Genomic DNA, 11,425 nt, shown 5'->3' with positions numbered 1-11,425 from the left:
GTTACTGTAACGATCACCACGATATCGACCGAATCGCAATTGGTTTGATGCAGTCCGAATCACAAATCCCCATCGCGGCAGCGACAAAGCGGCGATTCGCCGTGAGCCTCGCCGTGTTCTATTCGGCCTTCTTTGCGGTTCTGGGCACGCATATGCCGTTCTTCCCGGTCTGGCTGAAGGCGATCGGCGTCGACGCGGCCTGGATCGGCATCATCAACGCGCTGCCGGCGATCACACGTTTCACCACGCTGCCGCAGGTCACGGCCTTTGCCGAAAAGCGGCATGCCATCCGCGCCGCCATCATGGTGTCGGCGCTGGCGACGGCGATCGGATTTTCGGTCGTCGGCCTGCAGCAGCAGCCGCTGGCGCTGTTCGTGATCTACGCGCTGACCTGCATGATGTGGACGCCGACGATGCCGCTGACCGATGCCTATGCGCTGCGCGGTGTCGCCCGCTACGGGCTCGACTACGGACCCTTGCGGCTGTGGGGCTCGGCGGCGTTTGCCGCCGGCTCGCTCGCCTGCGGCTATCTCGTCGACGTCATTGCTCCGCGCGACCTGATCTGGGTCATCGTGGCCTGGGCCGTCGTTGCGGTTCTCGCCAGCCTGCTGCTCCAGCCGCTCGACGATCTCAGGCGCAGGACGTCGGAGCGGCACGCCGGCAAGGCACTGTTGCGCGATGCCGGCTTCTGGGCCGTGATCGCGTCGGCCGCGCTGATCCAGAGCAGCCACATCGCGTTTTACACCTTCTCGGCCATCAACTGGCAGCTCCATGGCATCAGCGGGCTCACCATCGCGGTGCTGTGGACGCTGGGCGTGATGGCCGAGATCGTGGTGTTCGCGCTGTCGCCGCGCTTCTCGCTACATCCGTCCACGCTGATGGCGATCGGCGGCTTGATCGCCGTGCTGCGCTGGATCATCACCGCCAGCGAGCCGCCGCTCGTGCTGCTCGCGATCGCCCAGCTCGGCCACGGCTTCAGCTTCGGCATGACCATCCTCGGCACCATGAACCTCCTGGTGCAGCGCGTGCCGTCGCATCAGATCGCGCGTGGGCAGGGCTATTACGCCGCCTGCAACGGGCTCCTGGGCGCGGCGACGTCGATCGCATCGGGCGCGATTTATGCCCGCATCGGCGACGGTGTCTACTACGTCATGGCCGCGATGGCCGCTGCCGGCGCGATCCTGATCTGGTCGGCGCGGCATCGCCTCACCGCTCAGCCCCAGAGCGAAGCGTCCGGCGGATAGACCAGGCTGTCGTCGTAACGCAGGCCGTGATCGCGGTCGCGCGCGAGCAGCAGTGGGCCGTCGAGATCGACGAAGCGCGCCTGCGGCGTCACCAGCATCGCCGGCGCCATCGACAGCGAGGTTGCGACCATGCAGCCGATCATGATCTCGAAGCCGAGCGCCTGGGCGGCATCGGCCATGGCCAGTGCCTCGGTGAGGCCGCCGGTCTTGTCGAGCTTGATGTTCACGGCATCGTAGCGGTCGCGCAAGGGCGCGAGCGAAGAGCGGTCGTGCACGCTCTCGTCGGCGCAGACCGCCAGCGGGCGCCTGATCCGCGCCAGCGCCTCGTCTCTGCCTGCCGGCAGCGGCTGCTCCACCAGGGTAACGCCGGCCACGGCGCAGGCAGCGAGATTGTGTTCGAGATTGGCCTCGGTCCAGGCCTCGTTGGCATCCACGATCAGCTCGGCTTCGGGGGCGGCCTTGCGCACGGCCGCGATGCGCTCCGGATCGCCGTCGCCGCCGAGCTTGATCTTGAGCAGCGGCCGGTGCGCCGCCTTGGCGGTCGCCGCGGCCATGGCCTCGGGGGTCCCTAACGAGATCGTGTAGGCCGTGGTGCGCTCCCCCGGGGCCGGGCGGTCGAGCAGGTTCCAGGCGCGCAAGCCGGCCGCCTTGGCCTCGAGGTCGATCAGGGCGCAATCCAGGGCGTTGCGGGCCGCCCCGGGCGCCATTGCGGCCTGGAGGGCCTCTCGCGTCAGCCCGCCCGCGACGGCCTCCTGCATGGCCTCAATCGCGGCCAGTGTCGCCTCCGGCGTCTCGCCATAGCGGGGATAGGGCACGCACTCGCCGCGGGCGGTCAGGCCGTCCCGGCTGACCTCCGCCACGACGGTGACGGCCTCGGTTTTGGCGCCCCGGCTGATGGTAAAGCTGCCGGCGATCGGGAAGCGCTCGATTCGCGTCGCCAAAGCTGCAAATTTCATGGAAGTCATTTTGAACTCTGGCGAAATCTGAACCTGCTAGTTACCTCTAGCAACTAACATTAACCACTTGGGGATACCTTCTCTGGGTAAGGGCGCGTGCGCAACCATCTGATTTTCTCCGCCCCGGCACGGGAGCGGACATGAGTGGCGATCCGAAGCTGGAACGGATTGCCAGGGGCAACGCGCTGGCGCTGTGCGCCACCGGGACCTGGACCGCAAGCTTTGCGCCGGTCCTGGAGCGGATGGTGACTGAGGCCGAGAAGCTCGCAGGCACTCCGCAAAGCATCTTCATCGACGTCTCCGAAATCGCCAAGCTCGACACGTTCGGCGCCTGGCTGATCGAGCGGCTGCGCCGCAGCCTGACCAAGGGACCTGTCGAGGCGCAGATTGCGGGTCTGTCCGCCAATTATTCCAGCCTCGTGGACGAGGTGCGGCGGGTCAGGGCGGCGGCCGTGGTCGACAGCAACCCGATCACCATCTCCGGCATGCTGGAGCAGATCGGCCGGGCCGTGGCCGGCGTCGCCGGCACGGTGGCGGGCCTCGTCGACATGCTCGGCGCCGTGCTCGCGGCGTGGTTTCGCGTCCTGATTCATCCGCGCTCGTTCCGCCTGACCTCGACCGTGCATCACATGGAGCAGGTCTGCTGGCGCGCGGTGCCGATCATCGTGCTGATCACCTTCCTGATCGGCTGCATCATCGCGCAGCAAGGTATCTTCCATTTTCGCCGTTTCGGCGCCGACATCTTCGTCGTCGACATGCTCGGCGTCCTGGTGCTGCGCGAGATCGGCGTGCTGCTGGTCGCGATCATGGTCGCGGGCCGTTCGGGGAGCGCCTACACCGCCGAGCTCGGCTCGATGAAGATGCGCGAGGAGATCGACGCGCTGCGCACCATGGGGTTCGATCCGATCGAGGTCCTGGTGCTGCCGCGCATGATGGCGCTGGTGCTGGCGCTGCCGATCCTGGCATTCCTCGGCGCCATGGCCGCGCTCTATGGCGGCGGTCTGGTGGCCTGGCTCTATGGCGGCGTTCAGCCGGAGGCGTTCCTGTTGCGCCTGCGCGACGCCATCTCGATCGATCATTTCATCGTCGGCATCGTCAAGGCGCCGGTCATGGCGGCCGTGATCGGCATCGTCGCCTGCGTCGAAGGGCTGGCCGTGCAGGGCAGCGCGGAATCGCTGGGTCAGCACACCACCGCGTCGGTGGTGAAGGGCATCTTCTTCGTCATCGTCATGGACGGCATCTTCGCCATCTTCTTCGCCTCGATCGGGATGTGACGATGGCAGGCGAGATACAGGATCCGATCATCCGCGTCCGCGACATCACCGTGCAGTTCGGCGCGACGCGCGTGCTCGACGGGCTCAACCTCGACGTCAAGCGCGGCGAGATCCTGGGCTTCGTCGGTCCCTCCGGCGCGGGCAAGTCGGTGCTGACGCGCACCATCATCGGCCTGGTGCCGAAGGTCGCAGGCTCCATCGAAGTGTTCGGCGTCGACCTGGATTCCTCGAGCACGTCGCAGCGGCGCAACGTCGAGCGGCGCTGGGGCGTCCTGTTCCAGCAGGGCGCGCTGTTCTCCTCGCTGACCGTGCGGCAGAACATCCAGTTTCCGATGCGCGAATATTTGCGCGTCTCGCAGCGGCTGATGGACGAGATCACCATGGCCAAGCTCACCATGGTCGGCCTCAAGCCCGAGGTCGCCGAGCGTTTCCCGTCGGAGCTCTCCGGCGGCATGATCAAGCGCGTGGCCCTGGCGCGCGCGCTGTCGCTCGATCCCGACCTCGTCTTCCTGGACGAGCCGACCTCCGGCCTCGACCCGATCGGCGCCGGCGACTTCGACGAGCTGGTCCGGACCCTCCAGCGCACTTTGGGGCTGACCGTTTTCATGGTAACCCACGACCTCGACAGCCTTTACACCGCATGTGACCGCATCGCCGTTTTAGGGAACGGTAAGATCATTGCGGCAGGGTCGATCGCCGACATGCAGGCCTCGCAGCATCCCTGGCTGAGGCAGTATTTCCATGGCAAGCGCGCCCGCGCGGTCATGGGTTGAGTAGCTGGGTTGAGTAGCCGGAGCACCTGATGGAAACGCGGGCGAATTACATATTGATCGGCTCGTTCACGCTGGCGGTGATCGCCGCCGCGATCGGCTTCGTGCTGTGGTTTCAGTCGCTGCACACCACCAAGCAGCGCAGCCCGCTGCGCGTCGTGTTCGAGGGGCCCGCGGCGGGCCTGCGCAACGGCGGCAGCGTCAATTTCAACGGTATCAGGGTGGGCGAGGTGGTCTCGGTCAAGCTCGACAACCCGCGGCGGGTTGTCGCACTCGCGATGATCGAAAACAACGCTCCGATCCGCAAGGACACGCTGGTCGGCCTCGAATTCCAGGGCCTCACTGGTGTCGCCGCGATCTCGCTCAAGGGCGGCGAAGAGGCTGCAGCCCCGCCGCCGCTCGACCAGGACGGCATCCCGACGCTGACCGCCGACCCCAACAAGCTGCAGGACGTCACCGAGGCGATCCGCGCACGCTGCAGAACATCAACAAGATCGTCGCCGACAATCAGGACTCGGTGAAGAACTCGCTGAAGAACCTCGAGACCTTCACCAACTCGCTGGCGCGCAATTCCGAGAAGATCGACGGCGTGATGGCGAAGGTCGACGGCGTCATGCTCAAGGCCGACAACCTCATGCTCGGCCTCAACACGCTGGCCGGCGGCAAGGACGGCGGCGAGCTGTTCCAGGCGGTGAAGTCGATCCGCGAGCTGGCCGACGATTTCGACAAGCGCTCCGGCGCATTGATGGCCGACGGCCGCCGCACCCTCGGCGACATCAGCCGTGCCGTGAACAATTTCGACCGCAACCCGACCCGCGTCCTGTTCGGCGCCAGCAATTCATCGCAACCCGCCCCGCCGCCCGAGCCGCCCAAGCCGGCGCCCGCCGCGAGCGGCAGGCGGTAGGTGGCGGGAGCGTTCGCACGAGATGAGAGAGGGCGCATGCTCTCTCCGCCGTCATTGCGAGCGAAGCGAAGCAATCCAGACTGTCTCTGCGGCGGCAGTCTGGATTGCTTCGTCGCTTCGCTCCTCGCAATGACGAGCTTGCGACCCGTGTCCCGGACGCGCTGCAACGCTCTTGGCGTTGCTGCGCAGAGCCGGGACCCAGAAAGCCACACCGTACGATGCCGCGTGGGCCCCGGCTCTGCAGCGCACCGCTAAAGAAGCGCTGCGCTGCGTCCGGGGCACGAGAGCGCGGATGACGCACTCAAACAAAAACGGAGGCCGAGAGGCCTCCGTTTTCTTTCGCTGTTCGTTGCTATCGGCCGCTTACCCCAGGCGGCCCGCCGCGTGCGCTAGCAGCGTGTACACCAGGCCCGTCTCCGAGATCAGGTGGCTGCGCAGCTCCTGCGGGCCGCGGCCGTCGCGGGCGACTTCGTCGAGCAGGCGCTCGAACTCGGCTACGTAGCGGTCGACCGTGCCCTTGAAGTTGCGGTCGGCGCGGTACTTGCGGGCGACCTCGTCGAAGGCCTTCTGGCCGGCGGGCGTGTAGAGGCGCTTGGTGAAGGCCTTGTTCTCGCCGCGCTGGTAGCGGTCCCACATCTCGGCGGCGAGGTTGCGGTCCATCAGCCGGCCGATGTCGAGCGACAGCGATTCCAGCGGATTGCTGCTCGCCTGCGGGGCCTGCGGCTGCGGTGCAGGGGCAGCAGCACGGCCACGGGGAGCCTCACGGCCGTTCGGAGCGCCCTGGTTGGCGTCCGTGCGGTTGAGCAGGTCCGACAGCCAGCCGTCACGGTTCTGGTCGTTGTTGCCGGGCGCGACCGGCGGCGCTTCGGTGCGGCGCGCGGCCGGCATGCCGAGGTCCGGCGGCGGCAGCGTCGAAGCGCTGCCGATGTCGCGCATGCGGGTCTCCGGCGCGCGGCTGCCGACGGCGGCCAGCACCGGCTCTTCCTGGCGCTGCACGCTGGCGCGGCCCGCCGTGGTGACGTCGAGCCCGCGGCCGTGCTGGGCCACGATGCGGTTGAGCTCGGCGAGCGCCTCGATCTGGTCGACGATCACCTTGCGCATCTGCGCCGTGCTCTCGGCGGCCTCCTGCGGCATCTCGAGCACGCCGCGGCGCAGCTCGTTGCGGGTGGCTTCGAGCTCGTTGTGCATCTCGAAAGCCATCTGCTTCATGCTGGCGACGAGGTTGGTGAACTTCTCGGTCGACTGCTTGAACATCGCATCCGCCTCATCGGTGGTCTGGCGGTAGATGTCGTGCATGGCCTCGATGGTCTGCCGGTGCTCCTCTTCGGATGCCGCGCGCACCGCCTCGAACTGGCGGGTGATCGCAGCCGAGCCGGCGCCGGCGGTCTCGGCGACGACGCGGGCGATGTCGCGGGCGCGCTCTTCGGCAGCCGCCAGCGATTCATCGAGCAGGCCGGTGAAGCGCGACAGCCGCTGGTCGAGATCGGCCGTGCGCAGGTCGATCGTGGTGACGAGCGATTCCAGCGCCTGCTTGCGCTCGGCGAGCGAGGCGGTGGTGTTCTTGTTGCTCTGCTCTACGACCTGGGCGGCCTCGACCAGCGCCTGGCCGTGCTTGTCGAACTGGGTCGACAGCTCGCCGAGATCCTGCAGCGCCTTCGTGGTCTTGCTGTTGAAGACGTTGAGCTGCTCTTCCAGGTTCTGCGTCGCCGCGCCGTTGCGCGAAGTGACGTCGTTCATCGCCGAGACGAAGTCGGCGACGCGGGTCACCAGCGCCCGCTCGAGCGAGTTGAGGTTGTCGTGCGCACCGGTCAGCACCTCCTGAAGCAGGATGTTGCCTTCGCGCAGGCGCTCGAACAGGGCGACCGTGTCGGTGCGCAGGATCTTGCTGGTCTCCTGCATCTCGGTGACGGCCGCAATCGAGACCTGGCGCGACTGGTCGATCGCGGAACGCGACGACTGCTCGAGATCCTTGAGCGACTTGCTGACCGCACTGGTGGCGACCTCGCTCGCGGCGTTGATGGTGCGGGCGACTTCCGAGCCGTTGCCCATCATGGTCTGCGAGAAGGCCTGGCCGCGCGTCTCGATCGACTTCAGCGCGTCGGAGGTGACGCGGTCGATGTCGAGCGTGAGCTGGCTCGTCTTCGTGCCGATCGCGTCGACCAGCGCGCCGCGCTTGGCGTCGATCATGTTCGACAGACGGTCGGCCTGCTGCTGCACATAGGTGACGATCTCGTCGGTCTTGCCGGTCATGGCCTGGCCGAAGCTGGAGCTGGCGGCGAGCACCGAACGCTCGACGTCGGCCGAGCTCGACTTGACGCGCGAGCTCGCCTCGTTGGAGGCGGAGATCAGCGCGTTCTGGGCGTTGAGCGCGCTGGTCTGGATGTCGTTGGTGGCGTTGGCGGTGGCCGCGCTCAGCGTGCGCTCGATCTCGGTCGAGATCGTGCGGATCTGGCTCGCGGCGTCGGCCGAGGTCGAGGTCAGCGAGATCTGGGCCTCACGCGCGCTGTTCAGGATGGTCGAGGCGGTGTCGGCGCCGACCGCGGTCAGCGTGCGCTCGATATCCGTCGTCAGCGACTTGATCTGGCTCGCCGCGTCGGTCGAGGCGGAGATCAGCGTGCCCTGGGCCTCGCGAACGCCGCTGGTGAGCGCCTCGATGGTGGCGCCGCCGGCGGTCGCCAGCGCGCGCTGCATCTCGGCCGCGAGCGAACGGACCTGGCTGGTCTGCTCGGCCGAGACCGCGAGCAGGGTGCTCTGGGCGTCGCGGGCGCTGGTGGTGATCGTCTCGGCGGTGGACTGGCCGACCTGCGAGAGCGAGCGATGCACTTCGGCCGCGAGCGACTTGACCTGGCTCGCCGCGTCCGAGGACGCCGTCACCAGCGTGCTCTGGGCCTCGCGGGCGCCGCTCATGATGGTCTCGGCCGTCGAGGTGCCCGCCATCGTCAGCGAACGCTGTACGTCCGAGGACAGCGCCTTGATCTGGTTGGCGGTCTCGGTCGAGGCCGCGATCAGCGTGCTCTGCGCATCGCGGGCGCCGGCGGTGATCGACTCCGCGGTGGCGGTGCCGGCCATCGACAGCGAGCGCTGAACGTCGGCGGTGAGCGTCTTGACCTGGTTGGCCGCATCCGACGACGCGGTGACGAGGGTGGTCTGCACCTCGCGCGCGCCGGCCAGGATCGAGGCCGCGGTGGCGGAGCCCGCCGCCGACAGCGTGCGCTCGACGTCGGCCGCGAGCCCCTTGATCTGGGTGGAGGCTTCGCCCGAGGCCGCGACCAGCGTCGACTGTGCTTCGCGCGCGCTGGTCAGGATCGAGTTCGCCGCACCGGTGCCGACCGCGGTCAGCGCCTGCTCGACCTCGGCGGAGGTCATCTTGAGCTGGGCGTTGACGTCGGAGGAGACCGTCAGCAGCGACTGCTGGGCGGTGCGCGCGCCGGTCTGGATTGTCTCGCTGGTGTTGACGACGAGGTTGGTGAGCGAGCGCTCGGCGTCCTCGACATGCGAGCGGATCGCGGTCGAGATCATCTCGGCGCGGGACATCATGTCCTCGCTGGCCTGGCGTCCGCTGCTTTCGATGCGGCCGGCGACGGCCTCGACGCGCGAGCCGAGCAGGTCCTCGAATTGCGCCACGCGCACGTCGATGTCGCTGGCGACCGTGCCGACCTTGGTCTCGATGGCCTGCTGGATCTCCTGGAAGCGTGCCGTGACCGTGTCGGTCAGATGCGTGCTGCGGCCGTCGATGATCTCGGCGACGCCAGTGATGCGGCGGTCGACGGCCTCGATCGCCTGCGCGGTGCCGTCCGTGAGCGTCGAGCTCAGCAGCGTCAGGCGGGTATCGATCGACTGCACGGCCTGCGAGGCGCCGTTGGTCACCGACGTGGTCAGGTAGGTGAGGCGGGCGTCGATGGATTCGAGCGCCTGCGTGGCGCCGCCGGTGAGGGTCGTCGTGAGGTGCGTCAGCCTCGAGTCGATCGACTGGATGGTCTGCGACGCACCATCGGTCAGCGACGACGTGAGGTGATTGAGGCGTGCATCGATCGTTTCGATGGCCTGCGATGCGCCGCCGGTCAGCGAGGTCGTGAGGTGGGTGAGGCGCGAGTCGATCGACTGGATGGCCTGCGCGGCACCGTCGGTCAGCGACGTCGCCAGCGTGTTGATGCGTCCGTCGATGGTTTCGGTCATCGACTTCGCGCGGCCGTCGAACGACTGCTCGAGCGCGGCGACGCGGCCGACGAGCTGCTCGTCGAAGGTCCTGATGTGGCCTTCGATGGTGCCGTCGAGGCTGGCGATCTTGCCGTTCAGCGAGGCGTCGATATTGCCGACACGTTCGCCGATCGTGGTCTCGAACTGCGCGAGGCGCTGGTCGAGCACCGCCGTGATCTGGCCGCCGTTCGACGTGAAGCGGGTGTCGAAATTGTCGACATAGGTCTTCAGCGTCTCGGCGATGTCCTGCGTGCGCTGGCCCATGCGCTCGACGATCTCGCCGCCGAAGGTCTTCACGGTGCGGTCGAACTCGGAGATGTGGCGGGTGATCAGCGCGCCCAGCGTGCCGGAGTCGCGGGCGAACTTCTCGACCAGCTCGGTGCCCTGGTTCCTCACCAGCTCGTCGAACGCGCTCATCTGCAGCGACAGTGAATCGTGCGCGGTCTCGGTCTGGCTGACGACCTTGGCGACCAGGGAGTTGACGGTGGCGTCGAGCGCTTCGCTGGCCTTGTCGCCGCTCGTCATGATCTGGCCGGCGAGGCGGTTGCCGGCATCATCGATCTTGGCGGAGATGTCGTTGGAACGCAGCTCGAGCTCGAGCAGCAGCGAGTCCGACGAGTTCTTCAGGCTGTCGTGCACCTGCTCGGTGCGCTCGGAGATGCCGTCGACGATCGCGGCGGAACGCTGCTCGAACTCGCCGGTGATGCGGTCGATGCGCTCGTTCAGCATCTCGTGGACGCGATCGGCGAGGTCGACGAACTCGTCGTGGACGTGGCCGGTCTTGAAGTTGAGGCTGGTGGTCAGCCGCTCGCTGGCGTCGAGCACGGCGCGCGTGGTCTCGTTGCTGGCTTCCTCGAGGCGGTCGAGCAGGTCGCCGCCGCGCTCGCCGAGCGCCAGGATCATGTTGTCGCCGGCGTTGCTCAGCGCCTGGGTGATGTGGGCGCCGCGCTCTTCCAGCGCGCCGGTGATCGACTTAGCGACCTCGTCGACGCGGGAGGCGATCGCGTCCGAGATCAGCGCGATGTCGTGGCGCAGGTCGATCTGCACGCCGGAAATGGCGCTGCGAACCTGCTCGGCCTGGCCGACCAAATTGTCGCGCTGATGCGCGATGTCCTGGAGCAGGGCACGGATGCGGACCTCGTTGTCGGAATAGGCGCGTTCGAGCGCGGCGACCTCGTTGGCAACCAGCGTCTCGAGCTCGCCGGCGCGCGCAATCGCGCGCTCGATGCCGTCGCCCATCGCCGCGACCTCGCGGCGGATGGCCTGGCCGACGGTGACCATGGAATCGGCGGCCGAGCCTTCCGGCTCGGAGAAGCGGATCGCGACCTGCGCCATCGCCTGCGCGATCATGCGCATTTCCTGGCCGCGCCAGACGAGGCTGGCGAGGAAGTAGAACAGCATGATCGGCGCGAAGAACATCGCAACGAGGCCGGCGATGACGAGCACGCCGCCGCTCTGGCCCATGGCGGCCTGGATCGAGGGCAGGAAGCCGACGGTCAGCGCGGCGCAAGCGGCGAGCCAGATGCCGGCGAAGATGGTCGCGAAGGTGTAGACGTTGCGGGCAGGGCGGCCCTTCTGCAGCGCCTGGAGCAACTGACCGATGGTCTCGCGGTCGTCATTGGCGGGACGGCGCGCGGTGCGCGGCTCCTCGACCGGGTCGAACACGGTCGACCGTTCGTTGGCGGCGGGGCGCGGCTCGAAGTTCGGATCGTCGAACACCGGTGGCGCGGCTGGCGGCACCGGGGGTGCCGTTTCGTTGCGCATCGCGGCGTTGCGGCTGGTATCGGCCGCCGTGTCGCTGATGTTCAGGGCTTCCTGAATCGCAGAAAGCGCAACTTCTGTAGGGTCTTTGACCTTTTTCGGAGTGTTCGCCATGTTCAGTCCGAGCCCTCGTTACTTGTACGCGTCCCCCCGCGAGCCCTGCGCGCGGCGCAAGCCCACAGACCGGATCATGCCGCTTGCGCGGATCTCCGAGCCGTCCCCACCCGAACGGCTTGTCCGCCAATTTCTGCAACATCCTATTGGCAGAGCGTCGCGAATGAAATGCCCGCGATTAAGACATTCTTAATCATCGTTAACA

5 protein-coding genes and 1 pseudogene are annotated in these 11,425 nt (G+C 67.5%); 4 read left to right on the top strand and 2 right to left on the bottom strand.

What is annotated here, in order from left to right; genetic code table 11:
• Positions 1-47: 47 nt before the first annotated feature.
• Entirely contained in the window at positions 48-1,244 is a 1,197-nt protein-coding gene (locus DCG74_RS30295; RefSeq protein ID WP_172785273.1) for a major facilitator superfamily domain-containing protein 6, read from the top strand.
• Here DCG74_RS30295 and dgcA read toward each other — a convergent pair.
• On the bottom strand, positions 1,214-2,209 hold the full coding sequence (gene dgcA, locus DCG74_RS30290; protein WP_172785272.1) for an N-acetyl-D-Glu racemase DgcA: 996 nt from the start codon (positions 2,207-2,209) through the stop codon (positions 1,214-1,216). The two genes, DCG74_RS30295 and dgcA, sit on opposite strands and share 31 nt — an antisense overlap.
• A gap of 131 nt (positions 2,210-2,340) precedes the next feature.
• Here dgcA and DCG74_RS30285 point away from each other — a divergent pair, with 131 nt between their 5' ends.
• The 3 genes and pseudogenes from DCG74_RS30285 to DCG74_RS30275 all read left to right on the top strand — a co-directional run bounded on the left by DCG74_RS30285 (position 2,341) and on the right by DCG74_RS30275 (position 5,148).
• The gene (locus DCG74_RS30285) at positions 2,341-3,474 is read left to right on the top strand and encodes an ABC transporter permease (RefSeq protein ID WP_172785271.1); all 1,134 of its coding nucleotides are present in this window, start codon (positions 2,341-2,343) and stop codon (positions 3,472-3,474) included.
• Positions 3,475-3,476: 2 nt separating this feature from the next.
• A complete protein-coding gene (locus DCG74_RS30280; RefSeq protein WP_172785270.1) occupies positions 3,477-4,247 on the top strand; it encodes an ABC transporter ATP-binding protein in 771 nt (256 codons plus the stop codon).
• A 29-nt stretch (positions 4,248-4,276) separates the two neighbouring features.
• Positions 4,277-5,148: pseudogene (locus DCG74_RS30275) on the top strand (MlaD family protein).
• A gap of 363 nt (positions 5,149-5,511) precedes the next feature.
• On the opposite strand, the gene DCG74_RS30270 reads toward DCG74_RS30275, so the two are convergent.
• Complete coding sequence (locus tag DCG74_RS30270; RefSeq protein ID WP_172785269.1) at positions 5,512-11,220, bottom strand: negative regulator of septation ring formation; 5,709 nt, start codon at positions 11,218-11,220, stop codon at positions 5,512-5,514.
• Between the last annotated feature and the right edge of the window lie 205 nt (positions 11,221-11,425).

It is taken from the genome of Bradyrhizobium sp. WBAH42 (assembly GCF_024585265.1).
Taxonomy (GTDB): domain Bacteria; phylum Pseudomonadota; class Alphaproteobacteria; order Rhizobiales; family Xanthobacteraceae; genus Bradyrhizobium.
The sequence above is the reverse complement of the archived record's forward strand: the minus strand, read 5'-3'. Positions and strand labels throughout refer to the sequence as shown.

Bases quoted from the DNA above. Each gene is read 5' to 3' on its own strand.
- DCG74_RS30270 (WP_172785269.1), bottom strand. From the start codon at position 11,220: ATGGCGAACACTCCGAAAAAGGTCAAAGACCCTACAGAAGTTGCGCTT.
- DCG74_RS30295 (WP_172785273.1), top strand. From the start codon at position 48: ATGCAGTCCGAATCACAAATCCCCATCGCGGCAGCGACAAAGCGGCGA.
- DCG74_RS30280 (WP_172785270.1), top strand. From the start codon at position 3,477: ATGGCAGGCGAGATACAGGATCCGATCATCCGCGTCCGCGACATCACC.
- dgcA (WP_172785272.1), bottom strand. From the start codon at position 2,209: ATGACTTCCATGAAATTTGCAGCTTTGGCGACGCGAATCGAGCGCTTC.
- DCG74_RS30285 (WP_172785271.1), top strand. From the start codon at position 2,341: ATGAGTGGCGATCCGAAGCTGGAACGGATTGCCAGGGGCAACGCGCTG.